We start from the raw sequence: 17,016 nt of genomic DNA, 5'->3' as shown, positions 1-17,016 counted from the left end.
CAAACCGCTTTCGTAGGCTCGTCAATGTGGCCCGGACAGCCCGGGCGCGGGAGCAGACGCTGCCCGCTTCAGCGAAAGGCAACGCCATGAGCATCATTTCCGTCGATACAGAACTGCTCCAGCTCAAGTCCGCCACCGTCCAGGCGACAGTGGACCGGATCAGCGCTGACGTCCAGGCCATGAAGCGGGGGCTTGACGAGCTCCAAGGCAGTTGGCGCGGCTCCGCCGCCACCAACTTTCAAGCACTCATCACGGAGTGGACCATCACGCAGGGAAGAGTGGAGGCCTCACTGGCCTCGATTAACATGGCTCTCTCGTCCGCTGCGGCCACCTACGCCCAGGCGGAGCAGGGAAACACCCAGCGGTTCAGTTAACCCGGCCAGTTCCTAGGCTTCGGGGGTGCCCTGATGGAACCGCAGCCGCCATCGGCCACCGTCCAGTACCCAGAGTGAGCTTCTGAGGATGGTGCCGGAGCGCGCGTAACTTCGGTACGTCAGCAGCACAGCGGTGCTGCCGATGCGGTCCGCACCGAGGATTTCGATGTCGGTCCGCTCCCCCGGGTCTTCTTCGAGTGCCATCATCATGGCATCCCGCGTCCAGACCCTGCCCGAGCTGCCAATCTCCAGAAAATCAGGATGCAGCAGGACCGCTGTCCTGCCAATATCGCCGCGCACCAGGGGTCCGAGCAGTTCCCGCTCCAGCTCTTCCACCAGCGCTTCAGGCGCCGCCGTTTTCGCCCCGCCTGCGTTGGCGAGGTCGAAAGCGCCGTCGAGCTGGGCAAAGTCCAGCTGGGTAAAATCCTTCCGTGCAGAGTTTTCCTCGGCAGGTTCTTCCCGGGCAGCGCCTTGCCGGGCAATGTCCCGCCACGCGGCATCCTGCTGAGGAGCGCGTTGCTGGGAGGCGTCCTGGTGAAGAGCGCGTTGCTGAGAGGTGTCCTGGTGAAGAGCGCGTTGCGGAGCGGCGTCCTGCTGGCTGAAGAGGTCAAAATCGCCGAAGGTCGCTGCTGCGGCGTCAACAGCGGCAGGGGCTTTGCCCGCTGCCGTGTGGTGGGCGCCGGGAAATCCCGGCCCCGAGCGGGCTGCTACGCCCTGCTGGTAGGCGGTGGCGGCTGCCCGGGCCCGCTCATCGGCGGCTTCGTTCAGGTCATGCCCGGCATGCCCCTTAACCCACTCGAACCTGTACTTCCGTCCGGCGAGTTCCCGGTCCAGCTCCTTGAGCAGATCGACATTCAGCACCGGCTTCCCGTCTGCCTTCCGCCAGCCCTTTCGCTTCCAGCCGGGCATCCACTTGGTAATCGAGTTGATGACGTACTGGCTGTCGCAAAGGATGTGCAGGTCCTCGTGGCGAAGGTGCGCCGTTGCCCGCAGCAGATCCAGGACGGCCATGAGCTCGCCCTGATTGTTGGTGCCGTGGGGCCACCCACCGGCCCGCCAGCAGTCGTCGTTCACGTACCAGGCCCAGCCGGCCGGGCCCGGGTTTCCCAAAGCCGAACCGTCGGCCGCTGCAGTAATCGTCACCGGTCCATCCTGCCAGAAGCCAACGACAACGGCGGATGCGGATAGAGCGATCCGCCGGAACCAACGCACAGGTGCCGTCGCCGGGCTCCGGGATGGCGCCTTCGAAGGGGCCAGGAAAGCGTTTACCAATATCTATTGACTCAAGCAGTGAAGTCCCGGCACAATCGGATGACTATCGAGAAAACGCTTTCTCACCGGGTTGCGCTGTTGCTGTCCGGAACGCCGGGAAAGCGGATCATCAGAACAAGGAAGGCCCATCAATGACGATTCCAACCGTTAGCCGGAGAAGGTTCCAGCTCGGCGCGGCAGCCGTTGCCCTCTCGCTCCTCGCAACCGGATGTGGCACGTCCGCCACTTCCAGCAGCAATGAGGAAGTGACGCTGCGGTTTGCCTGGTGGGGCAACGAGTACCTCAATGCGCAGACCGAAAAGGTCATCGATGCCTTCGAAGCGGAACACCCCAACATCAAGATCGAATCAGAACCCGGCGAGTGGGCCAGCTACTGGGACAAGCTCGCCACCAAAACAGCGGCCAATGATGCCCCGGATGTCATCCAGATGGACCAGAAGTACATCGCTGAATACGGCGGACGCGGCGCCCTGCTGGATCTGTCCAAGCAGGACGGCATTGATACATCCAAACTGGACAAGGAAGCATTGGCGTCCGGCCAGTATGACGACGCCCAGTACGGCCTGAGCACCGGCCAGAACGCCTACGTCGTCATGGCCAACACGAAGGTTTTCGAGGCGGCAAATGTGCCTCTTCCGGACGACACCAAGTGGACGTGGGACGAATTCATTGAGACAGCGTCAAAGATCAGCGCCGCGGGAGACGGCAAGAACTATGGGGCGGCATATGGCAGCAACGAAGCGGACCTGATTATATGGCTGCGCCAGCACGGCGAGAACCTCTACTCGGAGGACGGCAAGCTGGACTTCGACACGGCAACGGCCGCGTCATTCTGGGAGCGCCTGAAGGAACAGCGTGATTCGAAGGCGAGCCCGCCGGCCACCGTTGCCACCGAAGACTCCGGGGCTGGACTTGAAGAAAGCCTCTTCGGCACCAACCGGGTGGGTATGGCGTGGTGGTGGACCAACCAGCTCGGCTCCCTGGAGGCGACCACCGGCAGCAGCATCAAAATGCTCCGGGCACCGAGCAATGACGGCTCCTCGGCAGGCAACGGCATGTACTACAAGCCCACCATGTTCTGGTCAGCTTCGTCACGGTCCAAGCACCCGGAAGCCGCCGCCACCTTCATCAACTACCTGGCCAACAGCCCTGAAGCCGGAGCGATCCTGATGACGGACCGGGGCGTGCCCACCAACCCTGAGATCGTCGACAGCATTACGCCCTCCCTGAAGCCTGCGGACACTACCGTGGTGGGCTTCCTGAAGGACATCGCGCCTGACATGAAGGAAGCTCCGCCCGTTCCCCCGGTGGGCGCCGGCAGTGTGCAGAACGTCATCAAGCGGTACACGGACGAAGTCCTCTACGACCGCCTCACTCCGAAGGCAGCCGCGGAAGCCTTCAGGAAGGAAGTTGAAGGAATGCTTGCCGGCGCCAGGAAGTAGTAAAAGCCGGAACACACAAATGCGGCCCCTCGGAAGAGGGGCCGCATTTGTGTGTCTACGGGACAAGCCCGGCGCAGGAGGCTTAGAAGCCGCCCATGCCGCCCATGTCGTCGCCGCCGCCAACTGGAGCGGGGTTCTTCTCCGGCTTGTCAGCCACAACTGCCTCGGTGGTGAGGAAGAGGCCGGCAATGGAAGCCGCGTTCTGCAGGGCAGAGCGGGTTACCTTGACGGGGTCGTTCACACCGGCAGCCAGCAGGTCGACGTATTCGCCGGTTGCGGCGTTCAGGCCGTGGCCGGCAGGCAGTCCGCGGACCTTGTCGACGACAACACCCGGCTCGAGGCCGGCGTTGAAGGCAATCTGCTTCAGCGGAGCATCGATGGCAACGCGGACGATGTTGGCACCGGTTGCCTCATCGCCGGAGAGCTGCAGGTTGGCGAATGCCTTGGCACCGGCCTGGATGAGGGCCACGCCGCCGCCGGCGACGATACCTTCCTCAACAGCGGCCTTTGCGTTGCGCACTGCGTCTTCGATGCGGTGCTTGCGCTCCTTGAGCTCAACTTCGGTTGCGGCACCGGCCTTGATGACTGCCACGCCGCCGGCCAGCTTGGCCAGGCGCTCCTGCAGCTTCTCGCGGTCGTAGTCCGAATCGGAGTTTTCGATCTCGGCGCGGATCTGGGACACGCGGCCGGCGATCTGGTCGGCGTCGCCGGCACCTTCGACGATGGTGGTCTCGTCCTTGGTGACAACAACCTTGCGTGCCTTGCCCAGGAGTTCCAGGCCGGCGGTTTCGAGCTTGAGGCCAACTTCCTCGGCGATGACCTGGCCGCCGGTGAGGACGGCAATGTCGGCAAGCTGCGCCTTGCGGCGGTCGCCGAAGCCCGGAGCCTTGACGGCGACGGACTTGAAGGTGCCGCGGATCTTGTTGACGATCAGGGTGGCCAGGGCCTCGCCCTCGATGTCCTCGGCGATGATCAGCAGCGGCTTGTTGGACTGCATGACCTTTTCGAGGACAGCAACCAGTTCCTTGACGTTGGAGATCTTGGAGTTGACGATCAGGATGTAGGGATCCTCGAGGACCGTTTCCTGGCGCTCAGTGTCAGTCACGAAGTACGCGGAGATGTAGCCCTTGTCGAAGCGCATGCCTTCAGTGAGCTCGAGCTCAAGGCCGAAGGTGTTGGACTCCTCGACCGTGATGACGCCTTCCTTGCCCACCTTGTCCAGGGCCTCGGCGATCAGGGCACCGATTTCGTCGTCACCGGCGGAGATCGACGCAGTAGCGGCGATCTCTTCCTTGGTTTCGATTTCCTTGGCGGAGTTCAGCAGCTCGGCTGTGACGGCCTCGACGGCCTTCTCGATGCCGCGCTTCAGGGACAGCGGGTCGGCACCGGCAGCAACGTTGCGCAGGCCTTCCTTCACCAGTGCCTGTGCCAGCACGGTAGCCGTGGTGGTGCCGTCGCCCGCGACGTCGTCAGTCTTCTTGGCAACTTCCTTGACCAGCTCGGCGCCGATCTTCTCGTAGGGGTCGTCCAGTTCGATCTCCTTGGCGATGGAAACACCATCGTTGGTGATCGTGGGGGCGCCCCACTTCTTCTCGAGGACGACGTTGCGTCCACGCGGGCCGAGGGTGACCTTAACGGCGTCGGCGAGGGTGTTCAGGCCCCGCTCAAGGCCGCGGCGTGCCTCTTCATCAAATGCAATGATCTTGGCCATAACGGCAGTAGTCCTTTCGGGACAGTCGTTAAGATTTAACCTTCGCTGCAGTGCCCGCGACGGACGATCCTTGGCCGTTGGCCTCTGTATGCCTCCGGGTACGGATCTCACTCCAGTTAGGTGTTTCTTCGCTCCACGACCGGTACAGTGCGCCGCCGGCCGGAACCAGCTTCGCTTAGCAGTCGGTACGTCAGAGTGCTAACTCAATAATTAGCACTCCCTAAGTGAGAGTGCAAGCGAAGGGAACGGAAAACGTCGTGGCAGGCCCGTAGCGGCGGGTTCAGTCCGAAGCCCGCCCCGCCGTCTCAAGGCCGCTCACCGACGGGAGGTTGTCGGCACCGTAAGTGAAGACGGAGAAGGTGGCCGAGGTGATGTCCCCGTTGGCGTCGAAGGCAATCGGTCCTGACTCGCCGTCGTAATTGGCCTCCTGCCCCGACTTCAGACGTGCCAGGCAGTCCTTGTAGGACAAGCAGGACCCCGCTGCCCCGGCCGCCGCTGCCCCTTCCGCGGATCCTCCCGAAACAGAGATCAGGTTCGCGGCAATTGACCTGCCGGCATCGTCCTGGGCCCTCGCTGCGGCCAGGGCAGCAAGGGCAACAGCGTCATAGGCCTCGGCGGCGAAAGACACGTCCTTCAGGCCCGCGTCCACCGCCAGGAGCCGTGCCTGGAAGTCGGCGTCCGGAAGCTGTCCGGGAATTACGGCTCGGGCGCCCTCCAGGTACCCCGCGGCCACTCCGGAGCCATAGCGCGCGAAGGCGCCGTCGCTTAGGATGAGTTGCTTCCCGTGAACAGCTGAATTGGCCAGTTCCGCCAGGGCGCCCTGGGCACCGTCGCGGGCTATGAGAATCACGGCGCCCGGTCCAGCCTTCGCCGCAGCCTCGGCCGCGCTGCCCGCGTCGCCCGGGTCAAAGCCGGCGGTGGACCGCACTTCGACACCGGCCTGTCCGGCAGAGGCGGCGACGAAGTCCGACAGGTCCTTGCCGTAGGAGCCTTCCTGGTACAGCACTGCAAGTGACGTGGCGCCGGCGTCCTTGGCCAGCTTCACCAGGACCGGGCCCTGGGCGACGTCGGCCGCTGCAGTCCGGAAGTAGTAGCCGCCGCTGCTGATGCTGCTGAGACCGGCGGCAGTGTTGGCGGGCGAGATCAGCGGAGTGCGGGAGCGGGAGAGGACGTCCATCGCCGCTGCCGCGTTGGTTGAGTCGGTGGGGCCGATGACGACGTCCGCCTTCGCGGCCGTCAACGCCTGGGCCTGTTCTGCCACAGCTTGCCCCGTGATTGGGGGAAGAAGTTCCACTGGCCTGCCCTTGTGGCCGCCGGCCGCATTGATTTCCTGCACGGCGAGTTTGGCCGCCGCAAGTTGCGGTGCATTCAGGAAGCCGCTTTGGCCCGTGTTGTCCAGGATCAGTCCCACGCGAAGGGTACCGTCCCCGGAAGCCTCTGCGGCCTCGACCCGTGCATTGCCGGGAACCCCGGAACAGGCGGTCAGAACAATGGCAGAGCAGACCGTAGCCAAAGAAAGCGCCCGGCGGAAGGTTGCAGGGCGCGGGTTGACAGCTTTCACCCGGCCGGCCGGACGCTTTCCGCCTGCGGGCCCTTCTCGCCTTCGCCCACTTCGAGCTCCACCCGCTGGCCCTCGTCCAGCGCGCGGTAGCCTTCACCCTGGATCGCGGACCAGTGGACAAAGACGTCATCGCCGGAGCCGTCAACGGTGATGAAGCCGTAACCCTTTTCGGCGTTGAACCATTTGACGGTTCCCTGTGCCATGCTGACCACTCTTTTCCTTTTGTGTCCTGCATCTGTGCGGCCCGTCCGGGTGCCCCAAACGATCACTGGAGTCACTCTAGCGAAGACCTTGCCGGGGCGGCGGGGTGTTCCGCGGCAGCTGGGCGGAAGTTATTGAGGCGTAACTGCCGGAAGCGGGACGGAGGCTGTCAGGGAGTCACCGGTAGCCGGGACCAAGCACCACAACCAGGGGCATCTGGAACTCGGTGCTGTTGACCACCGTGGGAATGCCGAGAAGAGCCGCCAGTGCCTGGGCGCTGGGCAACTGTTCTGCTCCCTGGTAGAAGATGACGGAGGCCTGCTGTGGTGATCCCGACCAGTTGCCCACCTGTCCCAGCGTCCAGCCGTCCGCCTGGACTGTTCCACCGACCCGGCCGGCAAGTCCAGCCGTTCCGGCAGCGTTGTAGATTGCCACGCTTTGAGTCTTGTCGATGAACGCGGGAGCCGACGTTGGCCGGGCCGGCTCCGGCTCGGCCTCTGCGCTGGCTTCAGGCTCTGTGGAGGCTGCAGCGGCTTGTTCGGCAGTGGGTTCGGGAGACGCATCGGGGGTGGCCGTAGCGGCGGAACCTGTGGTGGCCAGCGGAGCCGCCTCCTGGCTTGCGGAGGCCTGGTTGTCCGGGGTGCTGAAGCCGAGCTTGGGAAGGATCAGGAAGGACACCAATCCAATCGCCAAAGCGGCGACGCCCACGGCGAGTACCGGCCAGAGCCGCACCCGTGAGGGAGCGGAAGCCGTGCGGTGGACACCTTGTCGCGAAGCAGCCTCCGGGACCTTGTCGAATTCATCGCGGGCGTATTTGGTCATGGAGATATCCTTGTTGATTGCTGCTGGTGGCTCAGCTCGAGCGTTTTACGCGTCGGACCCCAGGCGCCGTGCAGTCCGTGCACGGTGACGCGATGTACGTAGTCTACGCAATCGCTTGACCAGCATGGGGTCGTGGGCCAGGGCATCCTCGGTGTCAATCAAGGCATTGAGCAGCTGGTAATAGTGCGTTGCGGAGAGATCGAACAGCTCCCGGATGGCTTGTTCCTTGGCGCCGGCGTACTTCCACCACTGCCGTTCCAGGGCAAGCATCTGCTGGTCACGCTCGCTCAACGGTGAGTCACGAAGCGTGAAGCCGGCCAGGAGGGACTGCCGGGGTTCCGGCTCCGGCAACTGCTCCCGAGCTGGTTCCGCCACGGCACACTCCTAAGCTGGTTACGTAAATGTCTGACCCCCATGCTACGGACGAATAACAGTGTTGTCATTTGCGGCCGGGGAAGGCCCGGCCGGACCCAGCCCGGTTGCCCTGCAAGAATGGGACGGTGGTTGAATCAGATGCCTTGTTCGGGCTGGGGCAGGAACCGGCCCAGGGCCCCGGTTTTGCGGGGCTGGCGGAACTTCCCCTGGAGGAGCTCATGGCGCCCGACTGGGCCGCCGCCCTCTCGGGGGTGGAGAACGAACTCCGGGGCGTGCTCGCCTTCCTCGCGGACGAAGTGGCAGCCGGGCACCAGGTGCTGCCGGCGCCGTCGAACGTCCTGCGGGCCTTCCGGCAACCCCTCGCCCGCGTAAAGGTCCTGATTGTGGGCCAGGATCCCTACCCGACGCCCGGGCACGCGGTGGGCTTGTCCTTCTCGGTGGATCCGCAGACGCGGCCCATTCCCAGGAGCCTGGCGAACATTTACCGCGAGCTGGAAGCGGATCTCGGATTGCCTGCCCGGGTCCACGGCGACCTTTCCGCCTGGACCGGCCAGGGCGTGCTGCTCATGAACCGCGTGATGACAGTGCGGGCGGGATCGGCCGGTTCCCACCGCGGCAAAGGCTGGGAGAAGATCACGACGGCGGCAGTCTCCGCCGTCGCCCAGCGGCGGAACCATGACGGGTCCAGGCTGCCTCTGGTCGCGGTGCTGTGGGGAAAGGATGCCGAAAGTGTCCGCCCTCTCCTGGACGGAGCTCCCGCCGTTGCGAGCGCGCACCCCAGTCCGCTCTCTGCATCCCGCGGTTTTTTTGGGTCCCGGCCCTTCAGCCGCGTCAACGAACTCCTGAGCGGACAGGGCGCCCCTGGCGTAACCTGGGAGCTCCCCCCGGCGCCCTAGCTTAGGCTTACCTTATGAGCACCATTCCCGCCGCTACCAGCGCCAGCAAGAAGAGCCGTCCACAGGTCAACCTCACCGTGGTACGCCGGGAAGAGCTTTCCCCGCACATGGTCCGGATTGTCGCCGGCGGGGACGGCTTCGCGGACTTCGTCAACAACGGTTTCGTGGACCGGTACGTCAAGATCGTTTTTCCCCAGCCGGGCGTGGAGTATCCCTCACCCCTGGATCTCTGGAGCATCCGCGAGAGCATGCCCCGGGAGCGATGGCCCTTCACCCGCACGTACACCCTCCGCTGGGTGGACCCCGCGGCGCGCGAGCTGGCCATTGACTTTGTGGTCCACGGTGACGAGGGCCTCGCCGGTCCGTGGGCGGCAGGGGCACAGCCCGGCGATGCCCTGACCTTTACCGGCCCCGGTGGGGCTTACAACCCGGCGCCCGATGCCGACTGGTACCTCTTTGCCGGTGACGAGGCCGCGCTGCCCGCGATTGCGGCCTGCCTGGAGTCACTGCCGCCGGAAGCCGCCGGCCTGGCGTTCCTTGAGGTGGATTCCGACGCCGACATCCAGACGATCGCCGCTCCCACCGGGGTGAAAATCCACTGGCTGCCCCGCAACGGTGTCCCCGCAGGAGACAGCGACCTCCTGGTGCAGGCCGTGGCCAACACCGAGTGGCCGGCGGGCCGGGTTGACGTGTTCGCCCACGGCGAGCGCGGCTACATGAAGGCCCTCCGGAGGGTCCTCTTCGACCAGCGCGGCCTGGAACGCAGCCAGGTGTCGCTCTCCGGCTACTGGGCCAAGGGCCGGGTGGAGGACGTCTTCCAAGCGGAGAAAAAGCTCCCCGTGGGACAGATCTAGGCCGATTCAGGGTGCCTGGCTAGCGGCGGCGGGCCCGCCGCCGCTCATTGCTTGCCAGGCTGCCTGTGAGCGGGCGGGCAAGGGTGTCACCGAGGACAATGCCGCCGGCCGTTCCCAGAACAATGGCACCGGCGTTGAGCATCCCGCCGGCGCCGAGCAGGATCTCGGCTTCCTCGATGGTGAGTACATACATGGACCGGAAAATGGTGAGGCCGGGCAGCAGGATCAGTGCTGCCGGCACGGCAACCACCAGCTGCGGCGCCCCCATCCTCAACGCCACCACACGCGCCAGCAGGCCGATGACCACAGCTGCAATTGCAGGGGAAAACCGGTCACCCACGCCCAGCTGGCCGGCGGCAAGCAGCACGAGATAGCCGGCCACTCCCACGGCTGCTGTGGGCAACAGGAGCTGCCAGGTGGTCTGTTCGGTGATGCCGATGGCCATCACGGCCACCGCCACAAAAATGACCAGGACCCACAGGTCGTACGCGGGCGGAAAGGTTTGTGTGACGTCAATGCGCTGCATCCCGCTCAGCTCGCCCACCACGAAAGCGACAGCAATCCCTGCCACGATGGCGCCGAAGGTGAGCAGGGTTGAGAGGAACCTGCCGGCCGCTGTCACGGGGAAGCCATTAATGGCGTCCTGCACGGATGAAACGAGGCGTCCTGTCGGCAGGAGCAGGAGGATGCCTCCCACCACCACGATGGCCGGCGACGAGGTCAAGCCGAACTGCCACAGCACCAGCGCCAGCTGTGTCACCACAAAGGAGCAGCTGGCCGTGATGAAGAAGTCGGGCACGCGCCACCTCCCCAGCTGGCGGGCCAGCAGGCTGATGGCGATGTTGGCCGCGAAGGCGATGGTCGAGGCGACGGGTCCGCCGCCCAGAACCCCCACGAAAGCAGCCGCGAACGTACCGAACGCCACTGTAACCATCCAGCGGGGAAAGGGTTTGGGGCTGGTAATGGCCTCATCCAGCCGGCGGATTGCCTCATCACGGCCCACTCCCCCTGCCACAATGTCCGTCACGAGCTGATGCACCTTGGCCAGGCCGGCATAGTTGTTGGTCCAGGAACGAACCACCCTCAGCAGCGCAATGGGTGTCTGGTCCTTGGGCGCGTAGTTGATGCCCACGGACTGGTTGGTGATGTCCACTTCGATGTTTTTCAGCCCCAGGGCCGCGGTGACGGCGATGATGCTGGTTTCCACTTCGAGCGCGCCGGCTCCGTACCGGAACATGGTTTCGGCCAGGTGCAGTGCGAAGTCGAGGGTTTTACGGGCGGAGGTGTCAACGCCGCCCACCTGGATCATGGGGTTGGCGTACGGGCTTCCCGTGAGCCGGTCCACGATGCTCATGGGCGCGGTGGGCGGGTTTTCGCCCTGCACCAGGCGCCGCAGCATCCTCTTGGCAGCGGCGTTCTGCCGGACCTGGGCAGGGGTCAGCGGCTCTGTTTTGGGCAGGCCGTCCGTGTGCGGCCTGCGCCCGGGACGTTCGGGCCGGTCAGTCAAGGTTGCCTCTTCGCGGTATTGTGCGGTGGTTGGTATTTCAGGCGGAATGCTTCTTCAAGGGCAGCTTGCCCAGCAGGGTGCGGGCAGCAGCGGCTGCGGTACGGGCCAGCCGGTTGGCGTGGAAGACGGCGGGACGTACCGGAGTGACGAAGTCACCCACCAGCTGGACCACTTCTCCGCCGAAGCCTTTCTTAAACTCGTACCCGCCGTGGCCTTCCTCGTCCTGGCCGGAGATGCCGAATGTTCCGTAGAAGTTGTACCGCGGGTACCCCTTTTCCAGGGCGTGGAGCATCATGCCCCAGTACAGGGAGGTGGCGCCGTTGAAGTAAATGTAGTCCTGAACGGTGCCGCCGATAACGCAGACCACCTCATCGCCGTAGCAGACAAAGTGGATGGCGGCTACGGTGGCCACTCCCACGGAGTCGGGGAACCGCTCGATGTCCTTCAGGCTCCGTTCGTAGCTGTCAACGAGGTCCTGGACCACCTTGAGTCGGTTGGCCTTTTTCTTGCTGCCGGTCTCTTCCACTTCGCGGCGCAGTTCGGCTGCCGTCGCCGATTCCGCTTCCAGCCGCTCCGTGATGGATTTCCGGTAGGCGGGGATGTCGATCTTGGCCATCATGAGCTTTGTGAACTCAGCGGATGTGGTGCGGAGCAGGTGTTCGTAGTAGGCGCGTTCGCGGTAGACAAAGCCCTTTTCGTCCCCGGCCGTACTCAGTGCGCCGTAGAACTCGTCCAGGGTTTCCAGGGTTGCCTGCTCCAGGAACACGCCGTTTTTCTCCGCTTTGCGGATGGCCTTGCGGGTCCGGTAGCTGGTGCCCATGATGAGTTCTTCGGCGTCGCTGACGCCGGCAAGGCTCTTCACAAACATCCAGTTCACGTTGACGAAATTCATGTCCAGCCCCTGGTGCTGGAATCCCAGCGCCGCAAGCCGGGCCACCAGCGGGCGGTTGTCCTCGATCTCCGGGTGTTCGGCGCCGTCCGCGTCGCGGGCAATGTATTTAAGGTTGGGTGAAATCCGCAGTTCGGCGGCTTTACGTTCCGCCGCGCGTTGACGGAGCAGCCCGACGACGGCGCTCACCAGGTCGGCATCGGTGTAGTCCATCAGCGGCCCCTTGGCGCATTCGCACACCGTGTAGCCAAGACGGGTGGTGGTGTAATTCAGTTTTCCGGCAGCTACGAGTTCGCCGTTGCGGCGGATGCCGAAAAGCTCCACCTGCTGGCCGCGGGCGCGCTGGAAAGCCGCAAAGTCAACGGACTGCAGAAAGCTGTTTTGCGGGTGTTTCAGGGCGAAAGTCCCAAACTCCGCGTCGCTGAGAAGGGCAAATTCAAGATCGGTGCCGGTGGTAACTGGATTCAAGGGATTTTCCTCATTCGCGGTAGTGCGGCCGTGGCATGAAGGGCGCAGGGCTATGACGGGTATGGAGCGGGCAGCGGTTGGCCCGGGTGTCTCAGGTCAGTAGAACTGCTGGCCGGTCCGCGCGGTTTCGATCCGCCGGAAGACTTTTTCGGCGCCCTTGACCCAGAGGCGGTGCTTCAGGGGAGCAAGAACGTAATCGTGGCATCCGACAAAATCCGTGACGGTTTTGGTAAAGCTGGTTTTGAACATCCCCATGCCGTAGAGGTTGTGGCTCTTGTCCTTGATGCGGGCTGAGGGGGGCGTGCCGCAGAAGTCGTATTCGGTGCAGCCAAGTTCCTGCATGCGCTTGATGGCTGCCCACTGGACCAGGTGGGAGTCACCGTACTGCTTGCGGTTCTGGGTTGAGCCGCCGTCCTTGTAGGTGGCCTTGGCTCCGTAGTTGATAACGAAGGCCCCCACGCTGGGTTTGCCGTCCTCGTAGACGAAGAAGAAGTTGCCCTGGCCGCGGTTGCAGAACTCGTCCCAGAATGCGGCGTAGTAGTCATAGCTGCGCAGCGGCATGGACCCCTTGGCGCTGACCGTGTCCGCCATGAGGTCATAGAGCGCCCGGTAGGTTTCGGGGCCGTGTTCCTTTCGGAGCACCTGGCAGCCTTCCCGCTCAGCGCGGCGGATGGCGTTGCGGGCGCGGGAGGAGATGGCCTTGAACACGGCTTCTTCCGGGCCGGAGATGTCCAGCAGGGCGGTGGAGTCGTTGGACTGGATGTTGGGAGCTTTTACCAGACCTGCTTCAGCGAGCTGCGCCTGGGCACCGGCTGAGTCAGTGATGTCCGGTTCGATCTTGATGGTGAACACGTTCAGTTTCCTGGCTCGGGCAAAGCCGGCACAGGCGGCGAGGGCCGCTTTCAGGTCCCCGGGGGCCGCGAGGTCGGGGCCTTTAATGAGGTACCAGAGGCGGCCCAGCACCGGGAACCGCTTCTCGAGTACCAGGTTGTAGCTGGCGGCGCCTGGGCTTTCCAGCACCAGGAACCGGACCTTCCAGCCAGTGCCGTTCTTAACCGACGCATACGCAGCCGACTGCAGCATGTTGCCGCCGTTCGGGTTGGCAGTGACGTGCTTGTCCCAGTTTTCAATTTCCTCGGCGGTGGCAAAACGTGCGGTGAATTCTCGCAAGGGGGCCGTGTCCAATCAGGGTTGTGCGCGGTTCTGTACTCGTGGCTGCGTGCGGACATGCAGCCTCAAGTCTAAAGCCTGGCGGCGTTCCGGCATTCCAGTCCGGCGGGTCCGGACTTTTCAGATAGCGGGGGTGCGCGCTGCTCCGCCAGTGCCACCTTGACTCCGGAAACGGCGTTGGCAAGGGTTGGGCCATGCAACCGTATCGGGGAAAGTTGGCGGATCCGCAGGACAAGAACACCGGGCGGCCGGGGGCCGGCAGGCAGACAGCGGCTTTGCTTGCCCTCCTGGCGGCGTCGTTCCTCGTTGCAGGGTTGGGTTCCCTCGCCACGTTCAATAATGTGAACGGCTGGTATGCCACGGCCGACAAGGCGCCCTGGTCGCCGCCCAACAGCGTCTTCGGCCCGGTCTGGACCGTCCTCTACACAGCGATGGCCGTGGCGGCCTGGCTGGTCTGGCGGAAGCAGGAGCCAGGTACCGGGCGTGCACTGACGGTCTACGGAGTCCAGCTCGTACTGAACATGGCGTGGACTCCGGTATTTTTTGGTCTCTACCCCGCCATCGGTTCAGCTGCCCTATGGCTTGCGCTGATCGTCATCCTTGCACTCATCGCCGCGGTATCGGTGACCGTCCTGTATTTCGGCCCGATCAGCCGTGCCGCAGGGCTGCTCCTGCTGCCGTACATCAGCTGGCTGGTGTTCGCGGCAACGCTCAACTGGTGGGCTGCGCTTCACAACTGACGCGGAGCGATACCACGGAACGGGTGTCCAGTAAGGGCGCGGCGCCTCAACACACGGCCACGTTGACGGCGAGTCCGCCCATGGCCGTTTCCTTGTATTTGGAGCTCATGTCCTTTCCGGTCTCGCGCATGGTCACAATGACCTCATCCAGGGACACCCGGTGGGAGCCGTCACCCCAGAGCGCCATCTTCGCCGCGTTGATCGCCTTCGCAGCGGCGATCGCGTTCCGCTCAATGCAGGGCACCTGCACCAGCCCGCCAATCGGATCACACGTCAGGCCCAGGTTGTGCTCCATCGCGATCTCGGCAGCGTTCTCCACCTGCGCCGGGGTACCACCCATCACCTCAGCCAGGCCCGCCGCGGCCATCGACGACGCCGAACCCACCTCCCCCTGACACCCCACCTCAGCCCCCGAGATCGAAGCCTGCTCCTTGTACAGCACCCCGACAGCACCGGCGGCCAGCAGGAACTTCACCACCACATCCTCACGGTCCTCCTGGCTGGCGTTCTCCATCCCCGGCGCGAAATGCAGCGCGTAGTACAGCACCGCCGGGATGATCCCCGCCGCACCGTTCGTAGGCGCGGTGACCACCCGGCCGCCGGAGGCGTTCTCCTCATTCACCGCCAGGGCAATCAAGTTCACCCACTCCTGCCAATACTTCGGGTCATGGAACTCCCCCTCCTGGCCCTCGCCGTCCTGGCCCTCCCCGGCCGGGCGGGCACTTTCCTTCCGCAGCCGGTCATACCAGTCAGGGGCCCGGCGGCGGACCTTCAACCCCCCAGGCAGCACACCCTCACGCTTCAGGCTGGTGGCTACGCAGCCCTCCATCACCGAGTAAATATGCAACAGACCCGCCCGGATCTCCTCCGGAGTCCGGCTGTCCTCCTCGTTCACCCGCATCACATCACTGATACCCAGGCCGGTCTCCCGGCAATGCTCCAACAGCTCCGCAGCGGTCCGGAACGGCAACGGCAGCTCCTTCTTGGACTCCTCCAGCTCCTGCCGCGCCGCGTCCTCCTCACCCTCCCGGACAATGAACCCGCCGCCCACCGAAAAGAACGTCGCCGTATGCAGGACATTGCCGCCGGCGTCGGACACTGTGAAGGTCATCCCGTTGGTGTGCCGCGGCAGGACGGTCAGCGGCCGCAGCACCATGTCCTTGACCCCATACGGCAGGGCCACCGCACCAGCCAACTGCAGCATCCCCGTCTCTGCAATGGCCGCCAGCCGCTCCTCCACCTCATCGGGCAGAATCAGCTCCGGATGGAACCCCTCCAACCCCAGCAGGATCGCCGTCATCGTCCCATGCCCATGGCCCGTCGCCGCGAGCGACCCATACAGGTCAACCCGCAACGACGCCACCCGGTCCAGCGCACCGGAAGACTCTAACTCCTCCGCAAAAACGGCCGCAGCCCGCATCGGCCCCACGGTATGAGAACTGGACGGCCCGAGCCCAATCGAGAAAAGGTCAAAGACTCCGACAGCCATGGTGGTTCCTAACTAAAACGTGCGTGATCGGGTTGGGTGGAGCGGCCAAGGCATCACCAAGGCGGCGGGCCAAGGTAACCACGAAAACCTACGTGGGGCGTCGATAGAACGGGAGGTTGACGACTTCGAAGGGCTCTGCCTTGCCTCGGAGGTTAATCTCGAGGGCGGTGCCGGCGGCGGTGAACCCGACGTCGACGTACGCCAGGGCGATGGGGTATCCCAGGGTGGGTGACGGCTGGCCGGAGGTGACTTCGCCAATGACCGCACCGTCGTTGAGGACCGGGTAGTGTGCCCGGCCGGCGCGCCGGCCCAGGCCTTTGAGCCCCACCAGCCTGCGGCCGGACGTCGTGCCCGCACCGGCTTCCTTTTTGGCCGCCAGCGCTGCCTTGCCCACAAAGTCGCCTTCCTTGGAAAGCCCGACGACGGGTCCCAGCCCGGCGGCGAAGGGGTCACTCTGCAGGGACAGCTCGTTGCCGTACAGCGGCATCCCCGCCTCCAGGCGGAGGGAGTCGCGGGAGGCCAGGCCCGCCGGCGTCAGTTCCCCGTCCTCCGCGATGGCGAGGAGTGCCTGCCAAAGGCCGGGGGCGTCGTCGTTCGCTACAAAAATCTCGAACCCGTCCTCGCCGGTGTAGCCGGTGCGGGCCAGCAGAAGATCCATCCCGGCACCGGACACCAGGAGCGGAACCTCAGCGGCAGCGTAGTACTTCAGTTCCGTCACCAGGGCGTGGTGCGCTGCGGGGACGAGGCGGAGCAGCAGCTCCTGCGCCTTCGGGCCCTGGACGGCTATCAGCGAGGTGGCTGCGGACGCATCGTCAACCACGACGTCGAAGCCGGCGGCGCGTTCGGCAAGGGCGGCGGCCACCACCGCGGCGTTGCCTGCGTTGGGCACCACCAGGAAGACGTTGGTACCGTCGCTTCCGGTGCCTTCGGGGCGCCGGTAGACGATGAGGTCATCGATGATGCCGCCGTCTTCGTTGCAAATCAGCGAATACTTGGCCTTGCCCACAGCCATGGCGGACATCTTCCCCACCAGGGAGTAATCAAGGAACGCTGCGGCATCCGGGCCGGTGACCCAGACCTCGCCCATGTGGGAGAGGTCGAACAGGCCGGCGCTCTTGCGGACGGCGTGGTGTTCTGCGAGTTCGGAGCTGTATTTCAGGGGCATCTGCCAGCCGCCGAAGTCCGTGAAGGACGCGCCCAGTTTTTTGTGCTCGTCGTAGAGCGCGGTGTACTTCTCCGTCATGG

At 64.6% G+C, this 17,016-nt stretch carries 16 protein-coding genes; 5 read left to right on the top strand and 11 right to left on the bottom strand.

Annotated features, from left to right (window positions below):
- The first annotated feature begins 86 nt into the window (after positions 1-86).
- Positions 87-374: a WXG100 family type VII secretion target gene (locus tag AC5RVN_RS16580; RefSeq protein ID WP_494041355.1), complete on the top strand. Its 288-nt coding sequence runs from the start codon at positions 87-89 to the stop codon at positions 372-374.
- Positions 375-386: 12 nt separating this feature from the next.
- Here AC5RVN_RS16580 and AC5RVN_RS16575 read toward each other — a convergent pair whose 3' ends face one another.
- Entirely contained in the window at positions 387-1,517 is a 1,131-nt protein-coding gene (locus AC5RVN_RS16575; RefSeq protein ID WP_494138660.1) for an RNase H family protein, read from the bottom strand.
- Positions 1,518-1,777: 260 nt separating this feature from the next.
- On the opposite strand from AC5RVN_RS16575, the gene AC5RVN_RS16570 reads away from it, so the two are divergent.
- Positions 1,778-3,088, top strand: coding sequence for an ABC transporter substrate-binding protein (locus tag AC5RVN_RS16570; protein WP_494106191.1), 1,311 nt, complete (start codon positions 1,778-1,780; stop codon positions 3,086-3,088).
- Between the two features lie 82 nt (positions 3,089-3,170).
- Here AC5RVN_RS16570 and groL read toward each other — a convergent pair whose 3' ends face one another.
- From groL to AC5RVN_RS16545, 5 genes are all read right to left on the bottom strand, one after another.
- Positions 3,171-4,799, bottom strand: a complete 1,629-nt coding sequence (gene groL, locus AC5RVN_RS16565; protein WP_494041314.1) for a chaperonin GroEL — start codon at positions 4,797-4,799, stop codon at positions 3,171-3,173.
- Between the two features lie 280 nt (positions 4,800-5,079).
- Positions 5,080-6,360, bottom strand: coding sequence for an ABC transporter substrate-binding protein (locus AC5RVN_RS16560; RefSeq protein ID WP_494138659.1), 1,281 nt, complete (start codon positions 6,358-6,360; stop codon positions 5,080-5,082).
- Positions 6,357-6,563 (bottom strand): cold-shock protein, encoded by a 207-nt coding sequence (locus AC5RVN_RS16555; RefSeq protein WP_494041316.1) that lies wholly within the window; start codon positions 6,561-6,563, stop codon positions 6,357-6,359. The genes AC5RVN_RS16560 and AC5RVN_RS16555 overlap by 4 nt, the downstream gene beginning before the upstream one ends.
- Positions 6,564-6,738: 175 nt before the next feature.
- Positions 6,739-7,383 (bottom strand): LytR C-terminal domain-containing protein, encoded by a 645-nt coding sequence (locus tag AC5RVN_RS16550; RefSeq protein ID WP_494138658.1) that lies wholly within the window; start codon positions 7,381-7,383, stop codon positions 6,739-6,741.
- A gap of 45 nt (positions 7,384-7,428) precedes the next feature.
- Positions 7,429-7,758, bottom strand: coding sequence for a DUF3263 domain-containing protein (locus tag AC5RVN_RS16545; protein WP_494041318.1), 330 nt, complete (start codon positions 7,756-7,758; stop codon positions 7,429-7,431).
- Positions 7,759-7,883: 125 nt separating this feature from the next.
- Here AC5RVN_RS16545 and AC5RVN_RS16540 point away from each other — a divergent pair, with 125 nt between their 5' ends.
- Together AC5RVN_RS16540 and AC5RVN_RS16535 are read left to right on the top strand one after the other, a co-directional pair.
- Positions 7,884-8,654: a uracil-DNA glycosylase gene (locus tag AC5RVN_RS16540; RefSeq protein ID WP_494138657.1), complete on the top strand. Its 771-nt coding sequence runs from the start codon at positions 7,884-7,886 to the stop codon at positions 8,652-8,654.
- Positions 8,655-8,668: 14 nt separating this feature from the next.
- Positions 8,669-9,508, top strand: a complete 840-nt coding sequence (locus tag AC5RVN_RS16535) for a siderophore-interacting protein (RefSeq protein WP_494041320.1) — start codon at positions 8,669-8,671, stop codon at positions 9,506-9,508.
- 19 nt (positions 9,509-9,527) lie between these two features.
- On the opposite strand, the gene AC5RVN_RS16530 is transcribed toward AC5RVN_RS16535, so the two are convergent.
- The 3 genes from AC5RVN_RS16530 to AC5RVN_RS16520 all read right to left on the bottom strand — a co-directional run bounded on the left by AC5RVN_RS16530 (position 9,528) and on the right by AC5RVN_RS16520 (position 13,542).
- On the bottom strand, positions 9,528-11,015 hold the full coding sequence (locus AC5RVN_RS16530; RefSeq protein WP_494041321.1) for a threonine/serine exporter family protein: 1,488 nt from the start codon (positions 11,013-11,015) through the stop codon (positions 9,528-9,530).
- A gap of 37 nt (positions 11,016-11,052) precedes the next feature.
- Positions 11,053-12,372 carry a peptidoglycan bridge formation glycyltransferase FemA/FemB family protein gene (locus AC5RVN_RS16525; RefSeq protein WP_494138656.1) on the bottom strand — a complete coding sequence of 440 codons (1,320 nt, stop codon included), beginning with the start codon at positions 12,370-12,372 and terminating at the stop codon, positions 11,053-11,055.
- 96 nt (positions 12,373-12,468) lie between these two features.
- Entirely contained in the window at positions 12,469-13,542 is a 1,074-nt protein-coding gene (locus tag AC5RVN_RS16520; RefSeq protein WP_494138655.1) for a lipid II:glycine glycyltransferase FemX, read from the bottom strand.
- Positions 13,543-13,736: 194 nt separating this feature from the next.
- Here AC5RVN_RS16520 and AC5RVN_RS16515 point away from each other — a divergent pair, with 194 nt between their 5' ends.
- A complete protein-coding gene (locus tag AC5RVN_RS16515; protein ID WP_494106195.1) occupies positions 13,737-14,282 on the top strand; it encodes a TspO/MBR family protein in 546 nt (181 codons plus the stop codon).
- A 46-nt stretch (positions 14,283-14,328) separates the two neighbouring features.
- On the opposite strand, the gene AC5RVN_RS16510 is transcribed toward AC5RVN_RS16515, so the two are convergent.
- On the bottom strand, positions 14,329-15,771 hold the full coding sequence (locus tag AC5RVN_RS16510) for an L-serine ammonia-lyase (RefSeq protein ID WP_494138654.1): 1,443 nt from the start codon (positions 15,769-15,771) through the stop codon (positions 14,329-14,331).
- Between the two features lie 88 nt (positions 15,772-15,859).
- A complete protein-coding gene (gene gcvT, locus AC5RVN_RS16505) occupies positions 15,860-17,014 on the bottom strand; it encodes a glycine cleavage system aminomethyltransferase GcvT (protein WP_494138653.1) in 1,155 nt (384 codons plus the stop codon).
- Between the last annotated feature and the right edge of the window lie 2 nt (positions 17,015-17,016).

The sequence above is a fragment of the Arthrobacter sp. sptzw32 genome, from assembly GCF_059089735.1.
This window is presented reverse-complemented; position numbering and strand designations above follow the sequence as displayed.

What these genes read in the sequence shown, in the direction of transcription:
- AC5RVN_RS16515 (WP_494106195.1), top strand. Translation starts at nt 13,737, where the DNA reads ATGCAACCGTATCGGGGAAAGTTGGCGGATCCGCAGGACAAGAACACC.
- AC5RVN_RS16570 (WP_494106191.1), top strand. Translation starts at nt 1,778, where the DNA reads ATGACGATTCCAACCGTTAGCCGGAGAAGGTTCCAGCTCGGCGCGGCA.
- AC5RVN_RS16510 (WP_494138654.1), bottom strand. Translation starts at nt 15,771, where the DNA reads ATGGCTGTCGGAGTCTTTGACCTTTTCTCGATTGGGCTCGGGCCGTCC.
- AC5RVN_RS16535 (WP_494041320.1), top strand. Translation starts at nt 8,669, where the DNA reads ATGAGCACCATTCCCGCCGCTACCAGCGCCAGCAAGAAGAGCCGTCCA.
- groL (WP_494041314.1), bottom strand. Translation starts at nt 4,799, where the DNA reads ATGGCCAAGATCATTGCATTTGATGAAGAGGCACGCCGCGGCCTTGAG.
- gcvT (WP_494138653.1), bottom strand. Translation starts at nt 17,014, where the DNA reads ATGACGGAGAAGTACACCGCGCTCTACGACGAGCACAAAAAACTGGGC.
- AC5RVN_RS16580 (WP_494041355.1), top strand. Translation starts at nt 87, where the DNA reads ATGAGCATCATTTCCGTCGATACAGAACTGCTCCAGCTCAAGTCCGCC.
- AC5RVN_RS16550 (WP_494138658.1), bottom strand. Translation starts at nt 7,383, where the DNA reads ATGACCAAATACGCCCGCGATGAATTCGACAAGGTCCCGGAGGCTGCT.
- AC5RVN_RS16555 (WP_494041316.1), bottom strand. Translation starts at nt 6,563, where the DNA reads ATGGCACAGGGAACCGTCAAATGGTTCAACGCCGAAAAGGGTTACGGC.